Origin of the sequence: Shewanella sp. HL-SH2 (genome assembly GCF_051164935.1) — a bacterium.
Lineage (GTDB): Bacteria > Pseudomonadota > Gammaproteobacteria > Enterobacterales > Shewanellaceae > Shewanella > Shewanella glacialimarina.
Genome location: NZ_CP195035.1, coordinates 3,420,051 through 3,447,037, shown reverse-complemented (window position 1 = coordinate 3,447,037; position 26,987 = coordinate 3,420,051). Strand labels below are relative to the sequence as shown.

The 26,987-nt window shown below is 39.8% G+C and carries 18 protein-coding genes; 17 read left to right on the top strand and 1 reads right to left on the bottom strand.

What is annotated here, in order from left to right; all coding sequences use genetic code 11:
• Positions 1-42: 42 nt before the first annotated feature.
• From ACRWP9_RS15000 to ACRWP9_RS14965, 8 genes are all read left to right on the top strand, one after another.
• Positions 43-2,547, top strand: a complete 2,505-nt coding sequence (locus ACRWP9_RS15000; RefSeq protein ID WP_434929087.1) for a DNA polymerase II — start codon at positions 43-45, stop codon at positions 2,545-2,547.
• 518 nt (positions 2,548-3,065) lie between these two features.
• On the top strand, positions 3,066-5,903 hold the full coding sequence (locus tag ACRWP9_RS14995; protein WP_434926667.1) for a TonB-dependent receptor domain-containing protein: 2,838 nt from the start codon (positions 3,066-3,068) through the stop codon (positions 5,901-5,903).
• Positions 5,904-7,078: 1,175 nt separating this feature from the next.
• The gene (locus ACRWP9_RS14990; protein ID WP_434926666.1) at positions 7,079-7,861 is read left to right on the top strand and encodes a DUF3450 domain-containing protein; all 783 of its coding nucleotides are present in this window, start codon (positions 7,079-7,081) and stop codon (positions 7,859-7,861) included.
• Positions 7,861-9,216, top strand: coding sequence for a MotA/TolQ/ExbB proton channel family protein (locus ACRWP9_RS14985; protein WP_434926665.1), 1,356 nt, complete (start codon positions 7,861-7,863; stop codon positions 9,214-9,216). The genes ACRWP9_RS14990 and ACRWP9_RS14985 overlap by 1 nt, the downstream gene beginning before the upstream one ends.
• Positions 9,216-9,743, top strand: coding sequence for a MotA/TolQ/ExbB proton channel family protein (locus tag ACRWP9_RS14980; protein ID WP_226414447.1), 528 nt, complete (start codon positions 9,216-9,218; stop codon positions 9,741-9,743). The genes ACRWP9_RS14985 and ACRWP9_RS14980 overlap by 1 nt, the downstream gene beginning before the upstream one ends.
• A gap of 13 nt (positions 9,744-9,756) precedes the next feature.
• Positions 9,757-10,161, top strand: a complete 405-nt coding sequence (locus ACRWP9_RS14975; RefSeq protein ID WP_226414450.1) for an ExbD/TolR family protein — start codon at positions 9,757-9,759, stop codon at positions 10,159-10,161.
• 1 nt (position 10,162) lies between these two features.
• Positions 10,163-10,783 carry an energy transducer TonB gene (locus ACRWP9_RS14970; RefSeq protein ID WP_434926664.1) on the top strand — a complete coding sequence of 207 codons (621 nt, stop codon included), beginning with the start codon at positions 10,163-10,165 and terminating at the stop codon, positions 10,781-10,783.
• A complete protein-coding gene (locus tag ACRWP9_RS14965; RefSeq protein WP_434926663.1) occupies positions 10,783-12,030 on the top strand; it encodes a tetratricopeptide repeat protein in 1,248 nt (415 codons plus the stop codon). The genes ACRWP9_RS14970 and ACRWP9_RS14965 overlap by 1 nt, the downstream gene beginning before the upstream one ends.
• 70 nt (positions 12,031-12,100) lie before the next feature.
• Here ACRWP9_RS14965 and ACRWP9_RS14960 read toward each other — a convergent pair whose 3' ends face one another.
• The gene (locus ACRWP9_RS14960; RefSeq protein WP_226414458.1) at positions 12,101-12,610 is read right to left on the bottom strand and encodes a diguanylate cyclase domain-containing protein; all 510 of its coding nucleotides are present in this window, start codon (positions 12,608-12,610) and stop codon (positions 12,101-12,103) included.
• A gap of 74 nt (positions 12,611-12,684) precedes the next feature.
• On the opposite strand from ACRWP9_RS14960, the gene ACRWP9_RS14955 reads away from it, so the two are divergent.
• The 9 genes from ACRWP9_RS14955 to ACRWP9_RS14915 all read left to right on the top strand — a co-directional run bounded on the left by ACRWP9_RS14955 (position 12,685) and on the right by ACRWP9_RS14915 (position 26,956).
• Entirely contained in the window at positions 12,685-14,523 is a 1,839-nt protein-coding gene (locus ACRWP9_RS14955; RefSeq protein ID WP_434926662.1) for a DUF885 domain-containing protein, read from the top strand.
• Between the two features lie 76 nt (positions 14,524-14,599).
• On the top strand, positions 14,600-14,878 hold the full coding sequence (locus tag ACRWP9_RS14950) for a peptidylprolyl isomerase (RefSeq protein WP_235089149.1): 279 nt from the start codon (positions 14,600-14,602) through the stop codon (positions 14,876-14,878).
• A gap of 84 nt (positions 14,879-14,962) precedes the next feature.
• Complete coding sequence (locus tag ACRWP9_RS14945) at positions 14,963-15,493, top strand: GNAT family N-acetyltransferase (RefSeq protein WP_434926661.1); 531 nt, start codon at positions 14,963-14,965, stop codon at positions 15,491-15,493.
• A 176-nt stretch (positions 15,494-15,669) separates the two neighbouring features.
• Positions 15,670-15,903 carry a FeoA family protein gene (locus tag ACRWP9_RS14940; protein WP_226414467.1) on the top strand — a complete coding sequence of 78 codons (234 nt, stop codon included), beginning with the start codon at positions 15,670-15,672 and terminating at the stop codon, positions 15,901-15,903.
• The gene (feoB, locus tag ACRWP9_RS14935) at positions 15,900-18,209 is read left to right on the top strand and encodes a Fe(2+) transporter permease subunit FeoB (protein WP_434926660.1); all 2,310 of its coding nucleotides are present in this window, start codon (positions 15,900-15,902) and stop codon (positions 18,207-18,209) included. The genes ACRWP9_RS14940 and feoB overlap by 4 nt, the downstream gene beginning before the upstream one ends.
• Before the next feature lie 154 nt (positions 18,210-18,363).
• Positions 18,364-20,034 carry a glutamine--tRNA ligase gene (gene glnS / locus ACRWP9_RS14930; protein WP_434926659.1) on the top strand — a complete coding sequence of 557 codons (1,671 nt, stop codon included), beginning with the start codon at positions 18,364-18,366 and terminating at the stop codon, positions 20,032-20,034.
• Positions 20,035-20,102: 68 nt separating this feature from the next.
• A complete protein-coding gene (locus ACRWP9_RS14925) occupies positions 20,103-21,242 on the top strand; it encodes a 4-phosphoerythronate dehydrogenase (RefSeq protein WP_434926658.1) in 1,140 nt (379 codons plus the stop codon).
• A 167-nt stretch (positions 21,243-21,409) separates the two neighbouring features.
• Positions 21,410-22,426, top strand: a complete 1,017-nt coding sequence (locus tag ACRWP9_RS14920) for an aspartate-semialdehyde dehydrogenase (RefSeq protein ID WP_434926657.1) — start codon at positions 21,410-21,412, stop codon at positions 22,424-22,426.
• Between the two features lie 267 nt (positions 22,427-22,693).
• The gene (locus ACRWP9_RS14915; protein ID WP_434926656.1) at positions 22,694-26,956 is read left to right on the top strand and encodes a FimV/HubP family polar landmark protein; all 4,263 of its coding nucleotides are present in this window, start codon (positions 22,694-22,696) and stop codon (positions 26,954-26,956) included.
• Positions 26,957-26,987: the final 31 nt, after the last annotated feature.

Here is a 26,987-nt window from a genome sequence, read left to right as displayed (position 1 = left end):
GCTGTACATAATAACAGTGAATCTTTGTGCTTAAAACAGATAATAAAATTGAACTCAAATCTCTTACCGGTAAATAAAGCCTTAACCCGTATTGAAGGGCAGGTACTTACTCGTCATGCCAACTATCGGCAGGGCCAGTTAGTGCTGCAATATTATATTAAAACGGCTAATGGACCTGTGCTCGTTGAACTTCATAACGAGGATGTTGTGTGCTTTTGCCGTCAAGCTGATGTGGCCAAGTTAACACCTTACTTAACCCAAGCCCGTGTGGCTGTTTTAGCAATGACCAATTTTGACCATCAAATTGTTTGTGGCATTTATTTAAAAACCAGTTCTGCGCTTAAGCAATTGCAGCGCATTGCCAATGATATCGGGGTGCCTTTATATGAAACCGATATTCGTGCCGAGCAACGTTATTTGATTGAGCGATTTATCGCATTTGATATCGAATGTGAGGGCACTGTTGAGTCTAGTGTAAAAAGTCTGCCAGTACTTACCGCGCATCGTGCAAGAAGAGGTAGCGTAAGAACAACCAAGGTAGACAATGTAAACGATGATTTTTTGCACGCTGCAGCCAGCGGTAATGCTTTGGCTGATGGCGCGCGTGATAAACAAAATGTGTTATCAACAAGAAGTGATTTAAAAGTTGTTTCACTCGATTTTGAATGCAGTATGCAAGGCGAGTTGTATTCGGTTGGCCTTTACGGGACTGATTATCAATGCGTTATTATGGTGGGTGAACAAGCATCATACCCTGATGCCGAAGATTACATTGTGTGGGTTAAAGATGAGGTTGCTTTACTGCATCGATTAATCAATTGGTTTAGTCAATATGATCCCGACGTTATTATTGGGTGGGCTGTGGTGGTGTTTGATTTAGCATTGCTATTTAAGCGTTGTAAACATCATCATATTCCACTCAGAATTGGCCGAGGCCACAGTGAGTTAAGCTGGAAAGTCGAAGATAAATATCGCCCTGAAACCTTAAATTTGCCCGGACGAGTGGTATTGGATGGTATTGATTGGCTTAAAGCTGCATTTTATAACTTTGATCGATTTTCGCTTGAGTTTGTGTCGCGTGCTTTATTAAATGAGGGTAAAGCGATTGACCATGTTGAAAATCGAGGTAATGAAATAAGCCAAATGTTCGTTGAGGATAAGCTCAAACTAGCGCACTACAATTTAACTGATTGTCGCTTGGTGTGGGATATTTTTGACAAGACTCAGCTACTTGATTTTGCCATAGAACGCGCTAAGTTAACCGGGCTTGAGTTTGGTCGAGTCGGGGCATCTGTCGCCGCTTTTTATCACTTATATCTTCCGCATTTACACCGCAGCGGTTTTGTTGCCCCCCAAATGCCCGCAAGTAATGGGCTGGAAAGTCCTGGTGGTTATGTGATGGATTCTATGCCAGGACATTATAAAAATGTGTTGGTACTTGATTTTAAAAGTTTGTATCCATCAATTATCCGCACTTTTTTGATTGATCCTAAAGGTTTAGTAGAAGGCTTAAAGTTAGCTGAGTCAAATTTAGATACCAGTGAAATGTTAGTTGATGGCTTTCTAGGGGCAAAGTTTAATCGCCATCATCCAATTCTGCCCAAGTTGATAGCCAGCTTAGCTGAGCAGCGTGAGCAGGCTAAAAAAGATCACAATGCACCATTGTCGCAAGCCATTAAAATCATCATGAATTCATTGTATGGAGTTCTTGGGTCAAAGGGGTGCGTATTTCATGATGCAAAGCTCGCCAGCTCTATTACGATGCGCGGTCACCAGATAATGAAAATGACCAAGATTTGGATAGAGGAAATGGGCTATCAAGTCATTTATGGTGATACCGACTCTACATTTGTTTGGCTAGGTAATGACATCCAATTAAATGCGTTAGAAATTGGCTTGCAAATGGCAAAAATCATTACCGATAAATGGGCTGATTGGTGTGCGACAGAATTTAATTTGCCAAGTTATCTTGAATTAGAATTTGAAAGCCATTTTCAGCAATTTATTATGCCCACTTTGCGCGGAAGTGAAATTGGCAGTAAAAAACGCTATGTTGGCTTGAAATTAGATAAACATGATAAGCCTGAAATGGTCTTTAAAGGAATGGAGCAGGTTAGAAGCGATTGGACACCGCTTTCTAAACGCATTCAATATCAGCTGTATCAGCGATTTTTTAATCAGCAAGATATTAGCGAGTTTTTAGAGTCCCAAGTTGCGCTGTTAAAGCAAGGAGCATTCGATCAAGAGCTAGTGTTCAAAAAACGCTTAAAGCGAAATGTTGAAGACTACACCGCTAAGTCGACCCCACATGTTAGGGCGGCAAAGTTGATGGCCGAGTATCAGCAAAATAGCGACTGGTTAAAAAGGGGAGCGGTTATTGAGTATGTGATCACCACCGCAGGCGTTCAACCTGTGTGTGATAAAGACTGGTTAATGGATTATGACTATTACATCGAAAAACAAATTCAACCTATTGCAGAGCCGATATTGTCATTACTTGGGTTAAGTTATGGCGATTTTTCTAACGGTCAAATGTCATTGATCTAATGTTGTTACTAAAATATTGCGGGAGTGAATGAATTCATTATTTTGTGCCAAGTGGGGTATTTACACGTCAAGCACACTTGATCGCTTCTGAAGCTGCAAGGTCCGCTATCATTCAGCGATTATGAAGTTGTTATATGTTTTATGCTTTATGTAAAATCACAAGTTTTGCAAAATTAGATTTATATTAGTTGCTGATGAATTGTTTATACACATGTTGTTATAGGGTTAAAAATGAAAAATTAGCTAATTTTATTGTTTAATTTTTATCTTGTTGAATTTTATTGTTTTAATTTACCTTTTTATCATTTTGTCCATAAAAGTGAACGGATATTAAATATCAACTTGATTAACTTTTGCGCTTACGAGGTATCAATTGTTGATTACTTGTTTCAAATGTGATTTTATTGCGTGGCAAATGTGATTTTATAGCGCAAAGTGTTATAGTATCTCAACACCAATACTTCAAGTAACGAAGATTGGCATTATAAGAAAGACAAATATATCCAGGGAGATAGACAATGCATAAGAACGTATTAGCTAAATCAGTGCGCTTTGCTCTGATCAGCGGTGCAGCAGCAGCTGCATTTAGTGCTCCAGCAGTTTTTGCTGCTGAAGAAGGCGCAAAAGTAGAACGTATCGAAGTAACGGGTTCACGTATTAAGCGTACCGACCTTGAAACTGCATCACCAGTAACAGTTATTACTGCTGAGCAAATGAAGCTTCAGGGTATTCAAGACGTTGGTCAGTTCCTTCAGAATAGTTCTGTAATGTCTGGTTCACCAGCTATGACCACAACTAACAATGGTGGTAACGGTGGTACTTTCGTTGAATTACGTGGTCTAGGTTCTTCTCGTACTTTAGTACTTGTTAACGGCCGTCGCCCAGTAAGTTCTGATTTCCAAACAATTCCAAGCTCAATGATCGAACGTATTGAAGTGCTTAAAGATGGCGCATCAGCTACATACGGTGCAGATGCAGTAGCGGGTGTTGTTAACATTATTACTCGTAAAGATTTCGAAGGTTTAGAAATCACAGCTCAAGCTAAAAATTCTTTTGATGTTGACGTTAACAAGCAGACAAGCTTTAGTTTAGTTGCTGGTAAAGCGTTTGATGCTGGTCATTTAGTATTTGGTGTTGATTATGTTAAGCAAGATGCTGTTTACCAAGGTGACACAAGCGTAGATTTTCTTAACTATCCTTGGCAAGTATTTGGTGATGAAGCTGAAGAGTCATTCTGGCAAAACGGTCTAATTGGTACTGGCCCTGATGCAAACGTTATTGAAGTGGGTTCTGGTTCAACTCCTTGTGGTAACTTCTACTTAGCTTCAGGCGGCCCGAGCAAAACAAATGGTACCTGTGATGGCGGTATCGCGACACTAGCTGATATGCGTAATTATGTTGGCGGTGGTGCAAACAATGACACTTACAACTATGCGCCAGTTAACTATTTACAAACACCTTATGAAAAACTTAACTTTTTCGTAGAAGGTCAATTTGAGTTAAACGATGATACACGCATGTACTCTGAAACTCGTGTTAACAAACGTGAGTCTCGTCAAGAATTAGCAGCGGTTCCTTACGATACGTTATATGACCCAGCTTACAAAGGTATTTTACCTAATGGTACCGCGTTTAATGGTGTTTCAAAGGACAACTTCTATAACCCATTTGGGGAAGATGTAGTTCGTTCACGTCGTCGTATGCTTGAAGGTGGACGTAGTTTTGAACAAGATGTAACTCGTTTCCAACAAGTTATTGGTATCGAAGGTGATATTGGTGATAGTTACTACTACGACGTAAACTATAACTATGGTCACAGCCAAGTAATATCAAATGACTTTGGTCAGTTATTCGGACCGAACTTATCTAAAGCGATGGGCCCATCATTTAAAGATGATAAAGGTAATATCGTTTGTGGTACGGAAGATAGCCCTATTGATAACTGTGTGTCTATGAACATCTTTGGTGGTCCAGGTTCAGTAACTCAAGACATGCTTGACTATGTTACTGCTCCTTTAGTTGACTCAGAAGTATACACGTTACAAACAATTACAGCCTTTATTGGTGGTGATTTAATCGAGTTACCAGCAGGTGCTATTACTGGTGGCGTAGGTTATGAATATCGCGAAGAAGAGTATAAAGCTCGTGTTGACTCGGGTAAGTTCATGGGTGAAGTGACGGGTAATAAGTCAAAAGGTACTCAAGGTAACTTTGATGTAAATAGCTTGTTTGCTGAGTTCCGTATTCCAGTACTACGTGATTTACCATTAGTTGAATCATTAGAGTTACCTGTTGGTATCCGTTACGATGAGTTCTCTGCATTTGGTGGCAGCACAACTTATCAACTAGGTGCTGAATGGAAAGTGATTGACGGATTAATGGTACGTTCTACCTACGGTACTGTTTTCCGCGCTCCAACAATTTCTGATTTGTATTCACCAGAAAGCGACACATTCTCATTCACATCAGATCCATGTAGTACAGCTGCTTGGGGTGGACTAACAGCTGCGCAACAAGGCAACTGTATGGCTGATGGCGTAGCAAGTGGTGGTTCAAATAACCTAGATTCTCAACAGCTTGCACAAGCTGGTGGTAATCCTGAGTTACAACCAGAAGAAGGTGATACCTTTACTGTTGGTATAGCTTACTCTCCTGATTTTGTTGATGGTTTAGGGCTAACTGTTGACTACTGGGCTATTGAAATTGATGGCGTAATTGACTCTATCTCTGCTGGTGACTCTCTAAAAGGTTGTTATTTAGGTGGCGTAGCAAGTCTATGTGCTAATAGTGAACGTACTAACGGTGAACTATCTTACATTACTGAGCAAGCCACTAACTTAAGCCGTATGACTGCTAAAGGTATCGATGTTGATGCTAACTACGCATTCAGTGCTTTAGCGGGTGATTTTGCACTAAACGTATCTTGGACTCACTTCCTAGAGCGTGAAAACCAAGTGTATAACAACAGCACGTTCGAGTTTGAAATGGAAGACTTGAATGGCCGTTTTGAAAATGACATTAGTTATGCAACAGATAAAGCCAACTTCAGTGCTAACTACACATGGGAAGACTTAACTATTGCGTATGCTGCTAATTATATTTCAGGTCTTGAATATAATGATTTAGTATATTGGGGTGTTACAGAAGGTCACACTTACACAGTTGACTCATTCATGTACCATGACATTTCAGCAACTTATAGCTTTGATACAGGTACCAGAATCAGTGTAGGTGTTGAAAACTTTACTGACGAACAGCCTCCATATATCGAAACTGGGTCAAACGGTAATACTGACGAAAGTACATATCGTTTATTCGGTGCTAGCTGGTTTGCACGAATTTCACAAAAATTCTAAATTCCAATTTAGCTAGACAAAAAGCACCCTTTTAGGGTGCTTTTTTTATGTGTTGTTTAGTTCAAACAAAATATTAACGGCTTTCTTCCTGTTCTATTAATTATCTGGTCATTTAGTGGAATTTATGCGTATTTAAGGCTAGTTACAGGGTTTAAGGTAAAGTGTTTCGGCTGAATTGTACTCAGTTGTGATGACTTCAAGATTTATGTAGCCTTATTCAGAAATTCAAATCTTCTATGAAAACTCTGTGCTACTTCGTAAGACCTAGAGTGTAATGGCTTGTTGCTCTAAAGGAACTCAAATGGTTAAAACAATACACCTGCAACAGCAAAGCCTGAGTGACTCTCGGGGGGCATATAATCTATGCGTTTGTATAGAAGCATCAACTTGGATGTGTTCATCTAAAAAATAACAGGTTGGAACTTGTTTTCTAAGTTTAAAAACTACAATGAATAATTGTCTATTTATAAGTCAAAATTTACCTGTTGAATTACAGTCTGATTTTATTCAAGTCTCAAAGTTAGGGCTTATTGCTTGAATTTATCCAGACGTTGTTTAACGGGTCATTTAATTATATTCATCTTAAGCAATATCATTTATTCCTTTACCGAACGTTAGGTCGATTCAACCTCGGTAATTAGCAGTTATGATCAGCTAGTCAGATAAAAAATTGGAAAAGATAACAAGTGCTTACGAATGTGTCTGATGTATTATTAAAATGAGTTTGAAAGGTAAGTTGTCTCTTAATAAATGACTGTTAACATTACAATAAGCAAATTATTAATTGTTATTTAAAAGATCACTTGTTCATTTTCCCACGCATAGAATTCTTCAGGGTTACGCCCACTAAGTGTATCTCCGACGATCGTTTATTAGGTAATAAGATATACCCTGACGAATTCATAATGCTTACAAATTAAGCGACTACACATAATCTCAATCTTTCGTGTTCTTTTCGCTCATTTTTGATGTTCCCAAATGTTGACATAGGTCAACATTTTGTGAAATGATGCGAGCGGGTCTATGCCTTAACAGGCATAGAAAAGGGAAGAAAAACTAACAATCACAAGAGAAAGATAGGCTTAGCGTTGTTGACGTTTTGCTAACATTGTTATCAAGCTATTACAATTGCACTGTCTACACTTTTTTAATTCACTTCAAATTGGTTGGGAACTATGTCCAAGGTAAGCAATAGAACAAAAATCGCTACTGCACTTGTTGGCGCACTGGCTTTAGCTAGTAGCAACCTGGTAGTTGCAAATCCTCTTGCCGATGTGCAAAAGGCCGACAGCAGAATTCATGCTGAAACTGCAGCGTCACAACAAAAAGTTGACAAATACTTTGACCAAGCTCAAGACATGTTGTTTGAGTATGGCAGTGTTGCTGATGAACGCGAATCACTAAAGTCTTACAATGACTACGTAGCTGGTTTAGTGGCGGATCAACAAAAAACACTGGATTCAATACAAACAGACATCAATGGCGTTGACAAGTTACGTCAAGGTGTTGTGCCGTTAATGTTCAAAATGGTTGATGCATTAGAGCAGTTTGTTCAATTAGATCTTCCTTTTAACAGTGAAGTACGTACTGAACGTGTTCAAAATTTAAAAAATATTCTAGACACAGCAGAAGTCACTTTAGCTGAAAAATATCGTCTTATTCTTGATGCATACAGCATTGAACGTGAATACGGTAACTTTGTATCAGTTCATACTGGTAAATTAAGCTTAGATGGCAAAGAAGTGCTAGTTGATTTCTTTAACCTAGGTCGCGTAGCGCTTTACGCTCAAAGTTTAGATCAAAAAATTGCGTGGATGTACGATGCTGAAGCTAAAACTTGGAACAAGTTAGAAGACAGCTATTTACGTGATATTACAAAGGGTATTCGCATTGCTCGTAAGCAAGGTGCTCTAGATCTATTCGCATTACCAATTCCTGCTGCGGAGACTGCTCAATAATGAAGAAGTTAATTACTACAGCTGTATTAGCTGCAAGTTTGTCTTTAACTGCTGGCATGGTTTCTGCTGCTGATGCACCAAAAACTATCGACCAATTATTGCAACAAGTTAAAGTTGAACGCGCTAATGAAGGCAAAAACAGCGCTAAACGTGAAAGAGAATTCCAAAACGAACGTGGTGACAAAGCGTCACTATTAAAACGTGAAAAAGATGCTTTAGCTTCTGAGAAGCAACGTGGTAAAGATCTTAACCAAGCGTTTTTAGATAACGAGCGTAAAATTGCTCAGTTAGAAGAAGATTTAAAAACAGCCCAAGGCGACTTAGGCGAAATGTTTGGTGTTGTTAAAGGTGAAGCTGGCGATTTCGCTGGTAAACTTGCAGCATCTAATATTTCTGCTCAATACCCAGGCCGTGATGCATTTATTGCAGAATTAGGCTCGCGTAAATCATTACCGAAAATTGAAGAACTAGAGCAATTCTGGGAAGCGCAATTATTTGAAATGGTTGAGTCTGGTAAAGTTGTTAAATTCACCGGTAATGTGACTGCAATCGACGGTAACGTTGTTAGCACTTCTATCTACCGTGTTGGTGCATTCAACTTAACAGCTGATGGTCAATATGTTGTTTATAAGCCTGAGTTAAGCTTAATTCAAGAGCTTTCACAACAACCTGAAGGTTATCAAGTTTCTGCAGTAGGCAACTGGGAAAATACCACTTCTGGTTTCTCTGAGTTCTATATTGATCCAGCCCGTGGTGTGTTACTAAATATCTTCACTAACAAAGCTAGCATTGAAGATCGTTTAGAAGCTGGTGGACCAATTGGTTATATTATTTTAGTACTACTAGCATTAGGTGGTTTAATCGCCCTAGAGCGTTTAGTCACATTAACAATTACTTCTGGTAAAGTTAAAAGCCAACGTAAAAATATCAATAACCCAGGTAAGAACCCACTTGGTCGTATCTTGAAAGTATATCAAGACAACAAAGATGTTGATGTTGAAACGTTAGAATTGAAACTTGATGAAGCTATTTTGAAAGAAACGCCTGCTTTAGAAGCACGTATTTCAATCATTAAGGTACTAGCAGCTATCGCGCCAATGATGGGTCTTTTAGGTACAGTAACCGGTATGATTGCAACTTTCCAATCAATCCAGTTATTCGGTACAGGCGATCCAAAGTTAATGGCTGGCGGTATTTCTATGGCACTTGTTACTACCGTACAAGGTCTGATTGCAGCGTTACCATTAATGTTATTACACGCAATTGTTGTTGCTCGTAGTAAATCAATCGTTCAAGTTCTTGAAGAACAAAGCGCTGGTATCATTGCAGAACATGCTGAGAAGAGGGCTGACTAATGATGCTATTCCTGATGGATATATGGGATTCCGTCAGGGGCTTCATGGCCTCCGGGGGAGATGTCCTCTGGTTGGTAGCAGCTGTGCTTTTCCTAATGTGGGTATTAATGCTTGAACGTTACTGGTATCTAAACTGGATATCACCAAAGCAACATCAAGCTGTTATATCTGCGTGGGAAGCAAGAGATGAAACACACTCTTGGCACGCACACCGTATCCGTGAAGCTTGGGTGTCCCAAGCTAAGCAAGATTTGAATGCACGTATGCTGTTAATCAAAACCCTAGTAGCAATCTGTCCAATGATTGGTTTACTTGGTACCGTAACCGGTATGATTTCAGTATTCGATGTGATGGCAGTTCAGGGGACGAGTAATGCTCGTCTAATGGCAGCTGGTATCTCAATGGCCACAATGCCAACAATGGCAGGAATGGTAGCAGCGCTATCGGGTGTATTTTTCAGCACTCGTTTAGACTCGAAAATGAGAATCAGATTAGAAATGCTAAAAGACAGCATGCCTCACCACTAAAGAGAGATTGAACATGGCACGTAAGAAGCATTCCAGTATAGACGAGGAAGCGCAAATTGATATGACTCCGATGCTTGACATCGTATTTATCATGTTGATCTTCTTCATTGTAACAACATCATTTGTTAAGCCATCTGGCTTAGACTATAACAAGCCTAAAGCGTCACAGGCTACGTCTAAACCTTCGGCAAACATATTTATTGGCATCAGTAAATCTGGCGTCATTATGATGGAAAATCGTCAGGTTGATATTGAACGTGTAACCGCTAACGTAGAACGTATGTTAGCTGAAGCACCGGAAGCGGCTGTTCTGATTCAAGCAGATAAAGACACTACTCATGGTTTAGTAGTTAAAGTGCTTGATAACGTAAAAGCTGCTGGTATCGACAAAATTTCTGTATCAGCGGGGAATGACTAATATGCTAAGAGCACTCGTATCAATCATAATTGGTGCCGCAGTGACTTTTGGTCTGTTTGCCTTCATGGCATTCTTGGTCGGCGGCGGTGCACAGCGCAACGATGAGTCGACTGAGACCCCTGTTATTGAAATTACGATGGATAAGCAGGATTCGAAGGCACAGAAGAAACCAAGGGTAACTCCTAAGCCACCACCACCACCAGAGCAGCCACCTAAGCCGGATACTACTCCGCCAGATGCTGCAAACAATATTGACACTAATATGGCGTTCAATATGGGTGGAGTTGAAGCGGGTTCAGCATCAACAGGCTTTAAGCTTGGTAACATGATGACCCGTGATGGTGATGCTACACCGATTGTTCGTATCGAGCCTCAATATCCTATTGCTGCTGCTCGTGATGGTAAAGAGGGTTGGGTTCAACTTTCTTTTACAATCAATGAACTTGGTGGTGTAGATGACGTTACCGTTATCAAAGCAGAACCAAAACGCTTATTTGACCGCGAAGCAATTCGTGCTCTTAAGAAGTGGAAATACAAGCCTAAAATTGTTGATGGCAAAGCGCTTAAACAAACCGGTATGGCTGTACAACTTGATTTCACTTTAGAGAAAGGAGGTAGATAATGCGCAAAATTACGACTATTGCAACAGCACTGCTTCTTTCTGTTTGTGGAAGCGCAATGTTGAGCAGTGCCGCAATTGCAGCTGAAAAGTGTGAGATTGACAAGCGTCAATCTCGTGCAGTCGGCGACAGTGCTGCAAAGAAAGTACAAAAGTCTTTCGAAGCATATACTGAAGGCAATTTAGACGCAGCAATCTCTATGCTATTAGAAGCTAATCCTAAAAACGATTTTGACAAAGCTTATGTCGATCGCATGTTAGGTAACTTTTATGCTGAGAAAGGTCAAATGCAAACGGCGATCAAGTACTTGAAGACTGCCGTTGAAGCTGACATTCTTGGTGGTACTGATCACGCTGCAACAATGCGTTTGTATGCTGATTTGCTACTACAAGAGAGAAAATTCAAAGAAGCTATTCCATATTATTACAAATGGATGGACTTTACCTGTAAGGCTGATTCTCAAATGTATCGCCGTGTAGGTATTGCACACACAGAGCTAAAAGAATGGAATAAAGTACTTGAAGTTGCTGATAAAGGTTTAGCATTAGCAGAAGAGCCTGATAAAAACTTATATCAAATGAAATTGACTGCATACTTTAATCAGAAAAAGTATAAAGATGCAGTTAAAATTCTAGAAACTATGGTGCCTTTATTCCAAGACGATAAGCGTCTATGGGTTCAGCTAGCACAGTTTTATTTGATGACTGAAGATTATGATCGTTCTTTAGCAACTTATGACTTAGCTTATAAAGCTGGTTTCTTAGATACTGATGGAAACATCACTCGTTTAGCACAACTTTTAGCGCAAAAAGGTTCGCCTTATCAAGCTGCTAAAATTTATGAAAAACACTTGAAATCAGGGTTGATTCCAGAAAATCAGAAATCATTTAATGTTCTCGCTGGATTCTACCATAATGCTAAAGAGTTTAAGCAAGCCGCTAATTACTACGGTAAAGCTGCTGTCGCAGGTAATGATGGTGAGTTATATTTAAAGCAAGGGCGTTTATTGTCCCTTGACCAAAATTATAAAGAAGCGATTGTTGCCCTTGAAAAAGCACTTGACTTGGGTATTGATAACCCAGGTGAAGCGCATTTCGAGCTAGCATTAGTGCATTTGACCTTGAAACAATATAAGTCTGCTTATAATCGTGCTGTTCAAGCATCGAAAGATAAAAAGACTGCTAGAAGTGCTAATAGTTACATTTCTTATATTAAAGAAAAAGCCCGTATTCATAACGTGGCCCTGTAGTTAATACTCATTCTCTAGACATTAAAAAAGCCCCGCGAGGGGCTTTTTTATTATGTGTAGTTTGTATGAATTACTGTAAGTGGGTCAAAGCTTGATGACGCGAATGGTCTAGCGCTAATTCATTTGAAAGTGATTCAACTTTGACAAATAAGCCTTCAATATTTTTATCATTACTGGGCAGACATATTCCTCCTGCGAGTTTGTAATTAATACTGAAATTATGGTCTTTACCGTACTTGGTGAGAAATTGATTTATTTGCTCATCAATTCTTTGTAAAACGACTTTAGCGCCTTCCTCATCGACATTGAATAAGCCAAGGGCAAAATGATTTGTGTCTAATCTTGCGATGAGATCCGTTGCTCGTAAAAGTGCTTCTTGCACCTGATTAGTGAATAATTCCAGTAAATGAGGCTGTTTAACTGTTTCATGTATGTGTGGGCAAAGATACAATAACGCTAAGCTTTGTTTTTCTCGTTGATGGCGGTGCCATTCACGGTTAAACACTTCCATAAAGTATATTTGATTATAGACACCCGTTTCAGGATCTCTAAAGCTTGAATTGCGAAAAGAATAGGTCATTGAGGAACTCCATTGAATATTCTTACTTAATTATAGATATGTTTTTTGATTCATGTGTAAAAGGATTAATAAAAATGAAGAAAACCCTCCTAGCAGCCAGCATATCGTTATTGTTTGCGATCCAAGGTTGTAGCGATAATACGCCACAAGCATCTTTGGCTTCGACTGAAGCCGCAGCTCAATCAATTTCGCAATCAACTAAAGTATCTGCTGAACAGGCTTACTTAACTATGGTTGATAGCTTTTTTAAAGAGCAATTAAAACTTGAACCGATTTACGCAACCTTTGTTGGCGTGAATGAATACAATGATCAATTTGGTAAATCATTAACCGAGGAATATTTAAAGGCTCGTCATGATCTTAATGCCAAGTATTTTTCACAGGCTAAAGATATTGATGCAGATGCTTTACCTGCTGATTTGAAAATTAGCTACAGCATGTTTATTTATGATCGTGATATGGAATTGATGGCGGAAACTTATCCCGAGCATTTCTTGCCCATGAATCAGTTTTATAACACCGTTTTCACTATGGTTCAGTTAGGTGCAGGTGAAAGCGCACAACCTTTTAAAACGGTTGATGACTATCAAAACTGGCTTTCTCGTTTAGATGGGTTCGTTAATTGGCTACAGTTGGCCCAAGTGAGAATGGACGAGGGTATTAATAGCAAAGTGGTTCTACCTAAAGTATTGGTAGATAGAATGATCCCTCAACTAACTGCCCAGGTGGTCGCTAACCCTGAGGATAGTCTGTTTTATTCGCCCATAAAATTGATGCCTGATTCATTCACGGCCGAACAAAAGGCTGAACTGACACAGGAGTATAAATCTTTTATAAGCGTTAAATTAATTCCTGCACTGGCTACTCTGCGTGATTATGTTCAAGGTACTTATTTGGCTAACGCAAGGGCTTCTGACGGTTGGTGGGGATTACCTAATGGTAAAGTGTGGTATCAACATTTAGCGAATAGCCATACAACGACCAAAATGCCCGTTGATGAAATTCATCAGATTGGTTTATCTGAGGTGAAGCGTATTTTAGCTGAAATGGATATGGTCAGAGAACAAGTTAAATTCGAAGGTGATTTAACGGCATTTTTTGCTTCTTTATCATCAGAGCCGCAATATTTCTTCACTGACAAGCAAGACTTGATTGATGGTTATATGGAATTAAAAGATACCATTAACCAAGTACTACCTAAATATTTTAATGTTATGCCTAAAGCTGATTATGTAGTGAAACCAGTAGAAAGTTTCCGTGAGCAATCTGCAGCAGGCGCATCATATGAATCACCCGCTGTTGACGGTTCTCGTCCCGGTGTTTTTTATATCAATACGTTTAATTTAAAAGCTCAGCCTAAATGGGGTATGACCACGTTATCGTTACACGAAGCAGCTCCTGGTCATCATTTTCAAATAGCGATTAAACAAGAGTTATCAGAAGTGCCTGAATTTCAACGTTTCCAGGGTTATACAGCTTTTGAAGAGGGTTGGGCACTCTATGCTGAATACTTAGGTATTGAGATGGGCTTGTTCACTGACCCGTATCAGTATTTTGGTAAGCTGTCTGATGAAATGTTGCGCGCTATGCGTTTAGTTGTTGATACCGGTCTTCACGCCAAAGGCTGGAGCCGCGAGCAAGCTATTCAATACATGAAAGATAATTCGCCAATGGCGGAGTCTGATATTGTTGCAGAGGTTGAGCGTTACATGGCCATTCCTGGCCAAGCCTTATCTTATAAGGTAGGCCAGTTAACAATTCTAAAACTACGCGCAGATGCTGAAAAGCAATTGGGTGATAAATTTGATATTAAAGGTTTCCATGATCAAATTCTCACTACAGGTTCATTACCTATGGCGGTAATGGAAAGAAAAGTGTCTGATTGGATTGATGCTGAATTAGCAAAACATTAATTTTCATGCGTGTGTCACACGTCTTATTTATGCTAAGGTGTGCGGCACATTTATTTCAAGCTAGGTAGGAGTTAGAATGGTACAAGCAACGGCAAGACATTTGTTAGTCAGTACTGAAGAGCAATGTAACGAATTAAAGCAACAAATTGAAAATGGAGCTGAATTTGCTGAAATAGCAAAATCTTACTCTTCATGCCCTTCAGGTTCTCAAGGCGGTGACTTAGGTTCTTTTGGTCCAGGCATGATGGTAAAAGAGTTTGATGAAGTCGTATTTAATGCGCCATTAAACCAAGTTCAAGGTCCAGTGAAAACTCAGTTTGGATATCATTTATTAGAAGTGACTAGCCGAGGTTAGTCTCTTTGTTAATAATGATGTTAAAGGCGACTGAGTGTCGCCTTTTTTGTCGGAATTTTTGTTGTTATTGTCGGTGAGAGTAATATGGATATAGCACTGTATAGCGATAGATTAGTGATTAGAAGTTTGCAATATCAAGACTGGGATAATTTTTTATTTATCAACCAAGATCCTCAAGTTAACCAGTATATTCGTGAACCTGCGACTGAAGTCGTGCTACTGGCAAAGTTTGAGTCAAGATTGTTGCCTTGGTCTATCGAAAGTGGTGACTGGCTCACGTTACTGATTGAAACCATTGACGGCGAGTTTGTCGGCTTAACGGGCTTTTATTGTCAGGACTTTTATTCAAAGCGTGTTGAGGTGGGTTACTTATTGTCTTCAAGCATGCAGGGTATGGGCTATGGAACAGAAAGCCTGCAAACTTTAGTTGACTGGGGCCGCTTGCAATTTGATATTCATAAGTATGTTGCTGTTTGTGCGCAAACGAATTTACCTTCAATTAAAGTATTACAAAAAGTAGGTTTTAGTTTAGAGGGCACTTTTTTGCAGCACACTTACTTAGCGGGGAAGTGGATAGATGATTACCAATTCGGCTTAGTATTAGCTCCACGATGAAGATGTTTCAAAATTCATAAAAAAACCCTTTTTTTACTAAGAGGTTTGTCACATAATACTAAATACAATTGAAAACAATTCTCGTTAACACTAAAAACTTTGATCTAGATAAAGTTTTAACTGCCTAACCTTCGCTAGAATTGTCTGGTCATCAATGATGTAAAAGGCGTACCTTAATGAAACTTAGCGAGCTAAGTCCTGGCGACAAGGCAATGATTTGTCAAATCGGCCATCTTTCTCTTCCGCAAACCGTAAAGCGTAAATTACTCTCAATGGGGATTACGCCTAATACTCATTTTAGTTTAGTACGTCGAGCGCCAATGGGTTCCGGTGTAGAACTTAATCTTCGAGGTAGCCATATTTGTATGCGTAAAGATTTAGCTGAAGTTATTGAGGTGGTTAAATCATGACTAAACAATTCCATTGCGTCACTGTAGGTAACCCTAACGCAGGTAAGTCTACGCTTTTTAACGCCCTAACCGGCTCAAATCAACAGGTGGGTAATTGGTCTGGTGTCACGGTTGAAAAGAAAACTGGCCAGTTTAGTCTTGCCGATACCGAGGTTTTTTTAACAGATTTACCCGGTATCTATGATTTATTACCCGCAGGTAACAGCTGTGACTGCTCGCTAGATGAGCAAATTGCTCAACAGTATTTAGCTGATCAAAAAGTTGATGCAATCATTAATCTGGTTGATGCTACTAACATTGAACGTCATTTGTACTTAACGGTACAGTTACGTGAACTTGGCATCCCTATGGTCGTTGTACTTAACAAAACTGATGCGGCTAAAAAACTTAAAATCGACATAGATATTGAACAAATGTCTGCAGCACTAGGCTGTCCAGTTATAGGTGTATGTTCTCGAGATTTGAACGATGTTGAACGCGTTAAGTCCGCTATATTATCGATTGTTGATAAAGAAATAGCAGAAAAACCACTTGAGCTTAATTATCACGCTTCAATTGAGCAAAGTGTTATTACATTGCAACAACAAAGTAATTTACATCATTTGCCTCAGTTAAGCCGAGGCCGTGCTTTAGCCATGTTAGGTAATGGCAATGGTTGCGGTAGCTGTGACAGCAGTCAACTTAAAGATATTGTTAGCGCTTGTACCAAAACCGCAGAACAAAGCGGTGAAGATATAGAAGTGATGGTAGCTACAACACGATACGATTTCGTTGAAAAAATCTTTAACGCTTCTGTTAATGTCGGCGAACATCTTAGTATGACAGATAGGTTAGACCGTTTTGTGCTGCACCCATTTTTAGGCATTCCGGTATTCTTGTTCGTCATGTATTTGATGTTTATGTTTAGTATCAATGTTGGCAGCTCTTTTATTGATTTTTTTGACATGACAGCCGGTGCCATTTTTGTCGATCATTTTGGTGCTATGTTAAGTTCAATTGGTTCTCCAGATTGGCTAGTGACAATTCTCGCCGGTGGTGTTGGTCAAGGTGTTCAAACCGTTGCGACTTTTATTCCGGTTATTGCAGCGCTATTTTTAGTCTTATCTGTACTTGAGGCATCGGGCTATATGGCAAGAGCAGCATTTGTTGTTGACGGTTTAATGCGTCGAATTGGTTTGCCCGGAAAAGCCTTTGTGCCAATGATAGTTGGTTTTGGTTGTTCTGTTCCTGCCATTATGGCGACACGTACGTTAGGCAGCGAGCGTGAGCGTATCGTAACCGGTATGATGGCTCCTTTTATGTCTTGCGGCGCCCGATTACCCGTTTACGCATTATTTGCAGCGGCTTTCTTCCCTGACTCGGGGCAAAATTTAGTCTTCATGCTGTATATTATTGGTATCTTTGCCGCAGTTGGTACAGGACTACTATTACGCCATACTGTACTTCCTGGAAGCAGCAGTGCGGTAGTGATGGAATTACCAAGCTATGAAATGCCAAGAGTTAAAGCGGTATTATCTCGTACTGTTAAACGCACCAAAAGCTTTATTCTTGGTGCGGGTAAAACCATTGTAATCGTAGTGACGCTGCTTAACTTTATTAATGCAATTGGTATTGATGGTAGTTTTGGTCATGAGGATAGCCAGGAGTCACTACTCAGTGTAGCCAGTCAACAAGTGACGCCTTTATTTTCTCCTATGGGTATTGAACAAGATAATTGGCCAGCAACTGTAGGTATCATTACTGGGATATTTGCTAAAGAGGCCGTTGTTGGCACCTTGAATAGTTTATATAGCACACCTAGCGCTGGTGATGAAGAGTTGGCATCGTTAGCTGATACATTCCATGCAGCATGGATAACAATACCTGAAAACTTACTTGGTATCGCCCCTGATGATCCATTATCGATTGATGTTGGGAGTGTTGATAATATTGACACCGCAGCAGAAGAGTTAGCGGTTGATAAATCAACATTCAGCGCCTTACAATCTGGCTTTAGTGGACAAATTGCTGCTTTTTCATATCTATTATTTATTTTACTTTACACGCCATGTGTTGCGGCTATGGGCGCGTTAGTTAATGAGTTTGGTATTAAATGGGCGCGGTTTGCCGCATTATGGACATTTGCTTTAGCTTATGGAACAGCCACTGTTGTTTATCAAGGTGCCACATTCAGTGAACACCCTGTGCAATCAATGGCATGGATAAGTTTCTTTATGTTTGCATTGGTCATCTTCTATGTTTGGTTAAAGAAGAAAGGCCTCAAAGCTCAACAGATTATTCCCGGGATAAAAATTATTACTGGTTAAGCTAATTAATAGATGAATATTGAACAATAAACCCTGCTTTGGCTGGGTTTATTGTTTTTTTTACGCTTTTTGTAGTGCAATAGTTGTAACTGCTACAGTTCTGTAGGATCATCTTATTTTTAACAATATTGCCATGTGTGCCGAGAGGATTTTCATGAGTCAAGTGGACACCGAAGTACGTCCAAGTAACTTCATTCGTAATATCATTGACGAAGACCTAAAAAGTGGTAAGCACAATCAGGTGCACACTCGTTTTCCACCAGAGCCGAACGGCTTTTTACATATTGGTCATGCCAAGTCTATTTGCTTAAACTTTGGTATAGCTAAAGATTATCAAGGCCAGTGTAACTTACGTTTTGATGATACCAACCCTGAGAAAGAAGATATTAACTATGTTAAATCTATTCAGGAAGACGTGCGCTGGTTGGGATTTGAATGGTCTGGCGATATTCGTTATTCATCGAACTATTTTGACCAATTGCATCAATATGCGATTGAGTTAATCACAAAAGGGTTAGCTTACGTTTGTTTCTTAAACGGCGAGCAAACCCGTGAATATCGTGGCACCTTAAAAGAACCAGGTAAAAACAGCCCTCATCGTGATTCATCGGTTGAAGAAAACCTCGCATTATTTGAAAAAATGCGTAATGGTGAATTCAAAGAAGGTGAGTGTGCTCTGCGAGCTAAAATTGATATGGCTTCGCCATTTATGTGTATGCGCGATCCTATCATTTATCGTATTCGATTTGCACATCATCACCAAACAGGTGATAAATGGTGCATATATCCAATGTATGATTTTACCCATTGTATTTCTGATGCGCTCGAGAATATTACTCATTCAGTCTGTACATTAGAGTTTCAAGATAACCGTCGTTTATATGACTGGGTATTAGATCATTTAGATGATTTTCAAGCGCCAAATCGAACTCGTCAATATGAGTTTTCGCGCTTAAATCTTGAATATACCTTAATGTCTAAGCGAAAATTGAATGACTTAGTCACTCGTAAGCTTGTTGACGGTTGGGACGACCCGCGTATGCCTACCATTGCAGGTTTGCGTCGCAGAGGTTATACACCTGGTTCAATTCGTGAGTTTTGTCAGCGTATCGGTGTCACCAAACAAGATAACTTAATTGAAGTGGGTATGTTAGATGCTTGTATTCGTGAAGAGTTAAACGAACATGCACCGCGCGCCATGGCAGTACTTCGCCCAATTAAAGTAGTTATTGAAAATTATCCACATGCTGAGCCTGAAAGTATTCAAGCTGCGGCGCATCCTTCTAATGAAGCGATGGGCACCCGAGAGTTATTTTTTGGTCGAGATTTATTTATCGATGCTGAAGATTTTAAAGAAGAAGCTAATAAGCACTTTAAACGTTTAGTGTTAGGTAAAGAAGTGCGTTTACGTAATGCCTATGTGATTAAAGCAGAGCGCTGTGACAAAGATGCAGATGGCAACGTGACCACTGTTTACTGCACTTACGACGATGAAACTTTAGGTAAAAACCCTGCTGATGGTCGCAAAGTAAAAGGCGTGATCCATTGGGTTGAAGCATCTTCTGCAAAACCTGCTGAGTTTCGTTTGTATGAACGTTTATTTACTGAAGCTAATCCAGCAACATTTGATACCGTGGATGAGGTGATTAATCCTAATTCATTGGTAGTATTAAATGGATTGGTCGAGCCGAGCCTGGTAAGTGCACCAGCTGAAAAAGCATATCAATTTGAGCGCGAAGGTTACTACTGTGCTGATAATAAAGACTCAAGTGCCGATCGCTTAGTATTTAACTTAACAGTACCGTTAAGAGATTCTTTCGCTTAACTTGTATTATTTTATAAAAGGCGCTATATGCGCCTTTTTTATTATTTTTCAACTATGTAGAAAAGCTGATGAAAATAATTGCTGATGAAAACATGCCTTTTGTTGAGGCATTATTTGCAGAACTTGGCCAAATAGAGTTCGTCAATGGTAGAACCCTAACTGCTGAGCAAGTCAACGATGCTGATGTGTTATTAGTGCGCTCTGTTACCAAGGTTAACCAAGCTTTGTTGCAACATGCCCATAAATTGAAATTTGTTGGTAGCGCCACCATTGGCACTGATCACATTGATATCGAGTATTTACATCAGCGTGGCATTATGTTTTCAAACGCCCCAGGCTGTAACGCCACTGCGGTGGGTGAATTCGTTTTTATTGCACTTTTAGAGCTAGCTAAAAGGTTACAAACCTCATTAAAAGGTAAAGTGGTAGGGATTGTTGGCGCCGGTAATACCGGCACCGCTGCCGCCAAGTGTTTGCAAGCCTATGGCTTGCAAGTTTTGTTATGCGATCCGCTTAAGCAAGCAGAAGGCGATAGCCGTCATTTTATCTCCCTTGATGAGTTGCTTGAACGTGCAGATATTGTGTCTTTACATGTACCCATTACTAAAGTCGGCCCGCATAAAACCTGGTATTTATTTGATGAGCAAAAGCTCAAGTCATTAAAACCAAACATGTGGTTAATAAATTGCTGTCGTGGCGAGGTGATTGATAATCGGGCATTAATAAAGATTAAACAAACGCGAACAGATTTAAAAGTGATTCTCGATGTATGGGAAGGTGAGCCCAATCCAATGGCTGAACTGGTTCCTTTAGTTGAATTTGCTACCCCCCATGTCGCTGGATATAGCTTAGAAGGTAAGGCTAGGGGCACTTTTATATTATATCAACAGCTCTGCCAACACTTGAATATTGCCGTTAATCAATCATTGAATTACTTATTACCAGAATTTGAGTTTAGTCAGTTATTGAATATCACCAACTTAGATGAAACCAGCTTACTTAAAATGTGCCGTTTAGTATTTGATTTACGCGATGATGATGCGCTATTTAGAGAGCATTTTGATAGTGCTGCTGGATTTGACTTGCTGCGTAAGCAACATACCCACAGACGAGAGTTCAGTGCTTTAGCGGTTAAATATCCTGTGAGTGATGCAAATAGTGCAAGTATAGATTGCAGAAATACCTTGTCATCACTGGGTTTTTCTTAATAAAAGTCTCGTTTTTTTAGCCATTCGTTACCTGTTTTGTCATAAGGTTAGTCAGTTGAGAAAAAATCAACCTAATCGAACCATTTTTAACTAATCAGGCCTAGTATAAACGCAGTAAACTAGGTAGATTGTTAGTCCAATAAGATTATTAGGAGTCGAGCGTTTATATGTCTCAGGAATTTAATGTTGTCGTTTTAGGTGCATCGGGCGCAGTGGGTCAAACAATGATTGAGATCCTCGAAGAGCGTAATTTTCCGGTTGCTAAGTTATTTCCTTTAGCGAGTAGTCGCAGTGCCGGCGAAACCGTGAGTTTTCATGGTAAGCAGGTTGAAATTCTTGATGTAGAAAAATTCGACTGGACCCAAGCTCAAATTGGATTTTTCTCCGCAGGTGGAGATGTTTCTGCAAAGTGGGCACCAATAGCAGGTGAAGCCGGTTGTGTTGTTATCGATAATACCTCACATTTCAGATATGACATTGATGTACCATTAGTGATCCCTGAAGTGAATCCTGAAGCGATTGCTGATTTCCGTAACCGTAACATAATTGCTAATCCTAACTGTTCAACGATTCAGATGCTGGTTGCATTAAAGCCGATTTATGATGCTTTTGGTATTACGCGTATTAATGTGGCTACGTATCAATCGGTTTCTGGAACAGGTAAAAAAGCCATTGATGAGCTAGCGGGACAATGCACTAAACTACTGCAAGGTTTACCTTCAGAACCTAGCGTTTATCCCAAGCAGATAGCATTCAATGTGTTGCCACAAATTGATAAGTTCATGGAAAATGGCTACACCAAAGAAGAAATGAAAATGGTGTGGGAAACACAAAAAATATTTGGTGATGACGAAATCGTGGTTAATCCAACAGCGGTTCGTGTGCCGGTATTTTATGGTCATTCAGAAGCTATTCACCTTGAAACCCGTGAGCCTGTTGATGCTGAAGCTGTTAAAGCGGTACTTCGTGGCGCCCCAGGTGTGGTGATGTTTGAAAGTGATGATGAATACCCTACAGCGGTAACTGACTCAGCTGGTCATGATCCTGTTTTTGTTGGACGTATCAGAAAAGATATTTCTCATTCTCATGGTATAAATTTATGGGTAACGGCCGATAACATTCGTAAGGGTGCGGCCTTAAACAGTGTTCAAATTGCTGAGATTTTAATTCGCGATTATTACTAAATATCCGATGAGTTAAATTTATCTCAGGTAATTGAGTTATTTAGTCTAAAAAGCCCGCATTTTGTGGGCTTTTTTAGTTTTAGGCTTGCCGCTATAGTAGCAGGGCTGACAAACTTAGTTTATAGTCGTAAAAATGCCAAAATTTCATTAATCATCAATAATGTTAATAACAGTTAACGAAATTTTATAGCAAATAATTAACGATAAAAATGACCTAAAGCCAATTGTCACCATGACAAATGTTTCGTGCTAAAAGGGAAGGATTGAATGACATCTCGTACTTCATATTGGGTGGGTTTACTTTTATGTGCCACCACAGCAGTCTCAGGAATTCAACTTTTTGCTTCGGCTCAAGCCGATACGCTTAAAATAACCGGCCCTAATGGCGAAGTTAAACAGGCAAACCGGCAATATGGCCCAACGACCTCAGCCGATACTTTTTGGAGTATTGCTCAGAAGGTTCGCCCTAATGACCAAGTTACCATTTATCAGGTTATGGCAGCATTATTTGATGCCAACCCCCAAGCATTTAGCGGAAATAATTTTAACACCTTAGAAAGAGGCATGATCCTAACTGTGCCTTCTGCAGAGGTAATGGCTGCTATTCCAAAGGAACAAGCTAAATTACGTGCAGAGCGCGACGATAGTGCAGTGAGAACTGTTGTTAAACAAACACCGCGTCCAGTTGCTACACCAGTAAAAGTAGAACAAGCACCAGTACCAGAAAAACCACTGCAAATCATTGCTCAAACACCTGCCAAAATTAGCGAGGCAGAGCCCCTTAGCGCAGCTAAACAGAATGAGATTATTACCCTAAATAATCAGCTCGATAACGCAAATAATAAAACATTGATGCTGACAGATGAGCTTGCTAGAGCGCAAGACCAGTTGATGGCTACACGCAGTGATAATCAAATTTTAAAGCAAAAGTTAGCAGAACTAACTCAAAGCATTGGCCGTCTTGAAGAAGATTTACAGCTTTCAGGTGAAAAACAAGCACAGCTGATTGCTGACAATGAAGCGCTGGTTATTGAACTTGAAGAGGCTAATAAACCACCTGTAGAGCAACCCACTGATTTCTGGCGGAACTTAACCAGTAACACTGGGTTATTAATTGCAGCAGCAAGCTTGCCAATTTTATTAATCTTCGGCGTTATTGCTTTAATCATGCGTCGCCGTTCAAGTGCAAATACTGTAGAACCAGTTCAAACAGAAAATAAATTAGCCTCTAACACTGTTCCAAGCCGCACAGATAATGAAAATGGGGATGATCTTGAAGATCTTGCCATTCATCTTGATGGTGACGATGAAGAGTCCATCGATGATTTATTAGATTTAGACAGTTTAGAGATGCAGTCAGACACTGATTTAGTGATTGATGATGATCAGATGGACATGGCATCTGAAATGTTTTTAACACAAGCTGAAGATGAAATTGATGTCACGCCTGAAGTCGAAGAGGAAGATGAAGGAACTTCACTTGATGATCTGTGGGCTGAAGCCATGGAAGAGCAGGATTCTGAGCTTGAACCTCTTGAAACTGATGAAGATTTAGACAGTTTGTTGGCAGGCCTTGACGATGAAGAAATTGATGAGGCTTCTCCAGCAGCGCTAGAAGATGATTTAGACGCATTGCTTGCTAATTTTGATGGTGAAACTGATGAAGTCGATGCACCCGCCGAAATGCTACAAGATGATTTAGACGCATTACTTGCTAATCTCGATGGTGAAACTGATGAAGTAGATGCGCCTGTAGCCGCGGAGCCAGAAGATGATTTAGATGCATTACTCGCAAATCTTGATGTTGAACCTGAAAGCAGTTCTGTTGAAGATCCCCTTGCTGATCAACAAGACAACATTGATGAATTATTAGCAGGATTCGACTTACCTGATGAGGATGCTTCAAATGAAACTGCCTCTGAACTTGAAACAAAGAATGACGTTAATAATAGTATCGTCGATGAAAATACAGCTGACGAAGATGATATCGACTCGCTATTAGCCAGTTTTGATCTTGATAATAAAACAGCTGATAAAGCTGATTTATCAGCCGAAATTGATAATGAAGATAACGATGATATCGATGCACTACTAGCCAGTTTTGAGGCTGATGATGCCCCAGCAGAAACTGAGGCAACTGAAACTGAAAAAGAAATAGAAGATCTGACAGATGCTATTGCCGCTGAACTGGAGTCAGATAATGAAGCTGATGTAAGTGAAGTTAATACTGATGACGATGATATCGATGCACTGCTAGCCAGTTTTGAGGCTGATGATGCCCATGCAGAAATAGAAACAGAAACAGAATCAACTGAAACTGAAAAAGAAACAGAAGATCTAGCAAATGAAATTGCCGCTGAACTTGAGTCTGATGATGAAGTTGATGCAAATGAAATTAATACAGATGACGATGATATAAACGCACTGCTAGCCAGTTTTGAGGCTGAAGATGTCCCAGCAGAAACAGAAGCAACTGAAACTGAAAAAGAAACAGAAGATCTAGCAAATGCAATTGCCGCTGAACTTGAGTCAGATGATGAAGTTGATGCAAATGATGTTAATACAGATGACGATGATATAAATGCACTGCTAGCCAGTTTTGAGGCTGATGATGCCCCAGCAGAAACTGAGGCCGAAGCTACTGAAACCGAAATAGAAGATCTGGCAAATGAAATTGCCGCAGAACTTGAGTCAGATGATGAAGTTGATGCAAATGAAGTTAATACAGATGACGATGATATAAATGCACTGCTAGCCAGTTTTGAGGCTGAAGATGCCCCAGCAAAAACAGAAGCAACTGAAACTGAAAAAGAGACAGAAGATCTGGCAAATGAAATTGCCGCTGAACTGGAGTCAGATGATGAAGTTGATGCAAATGAAGTTAATACAGATGACGATGATATAAATGCACTGCTAGCCAGTTTTGAGGCTGAAGATACCCCTTCAGAAACAGAAGCTACTGAAACCGAAATAGAAGATCTAGCAAATGCAATTGCCGCTGAACTTGAGTCAGATGATGAAGTAAATGCAAATGAAATTAATACAGATGACGATGATATAAACGCACTGCTAGCCAGTTTTGAGGCTGATGATGCCCCAGCAGAAACTGAGGCCGAAGCTACTGAAACCGAAACAGAAGATCTAGCAGATGCTATTGCCGCTGAACTTGAGTCAGATGATGAAGTTGATGCAAATGAAGTTAATACAGATGACGACGATATAAATGCACTACTAGCCAGTTTTGAGGCTGAGGATGCTAAAACAGATCAAGACGCTGACGTTGTCGATGAGCTTGCTATAAACACATCAGCAAGCACAGCAGAAATTACATCAGAAGCTGCTGAAACTGAAACAGAAGATATGGTTGATGCTATCGCCGCTGGATCTGAGTCTGATAAAGGTGACGTCAGTCTTACTGAAGATGAATTTCTTGAATTTGATGAGCTGCCAGAAAATACCCCACATTTAGACTCACTATTAGCCGAGCTCGAATCAGCAACCGTTGAAGATGAAGCGGAAGAATTTCTATCTTTTAATGAAGATGATGAGCTAGACGATGATGATTTATCAAACCTAATTACTGAACTTGAGCTGGCGAACGAAACCACTGAACAAGATGACTTGAGTTTTAATGCATTAGAATCAGAGCTTAATCAAGCTGCGTCTGCCGAGGTTAATAGTGACAAAAATCTAACAAAAAGCGATGACATTGATGATTCAATTTTAGCCGATGCCGAAAATGAGCTCGATGCTCTTTTAGCAGGAATGAGCGCTGAAGATGAGACGTTAAACGATGAGTTGAGCAATGATGCTCAAGAGTTAGATTTTTATGAGTCTGCGTTTGACAATACATCAGCACAAGTGAATAGCCCTGCAGAGCAGGTCACAGCTAAAGCTGAAAAAGACTCAGGATTTTTCAATGACTTAAAAGCAGCTAAAAAAGCACCTGCAGATTTATTGGATTGGGAAACTGATTTATTTAATCCTCCAGCCAAACCTGCAGCACCAACTGACAACCTTATTGATAACAGTAAGGACTTTTTAGTCGATGATGAAGATGTCGATTTCAGTGTAAATGACGATATTGATTTTAATATAGATGAAGACGAATTTGTCTTGTCAGATGATAGCTTGACCGTTGATGAGGCAATAGCGGCACTTGATGCAAAAGAGTCTAAATTAGCATCGCCACATATTACAGAGGCCGAACTAAGCAACTTTGAACGCGAGAATGGCTTTATTGATATCAATAAATTACTCAATGACGCAGATGAAGACGATAGCGTTGCCAGTGATAGATATAAAGAAATTGATGTTGATATGGGTGAGTTTGAATCACTTATTGGTAATGCCGATATGATCGATGTTGATGACGAAGAAAACTCCGTTAGCGCCAAGTTAGACTTGGCGCGTGCATACATCGAAATTGACGATGAAGATAATGCCAAAGCCTTATTAAAAGAAGTTCAAGCGAATGGAAATGATCGCCAACAAGCTGAAGCAAGTTCGTTGATGAAAAAGCTAACCTAAGCCTAAAATTACTATTTAAAACGGCGCTTAG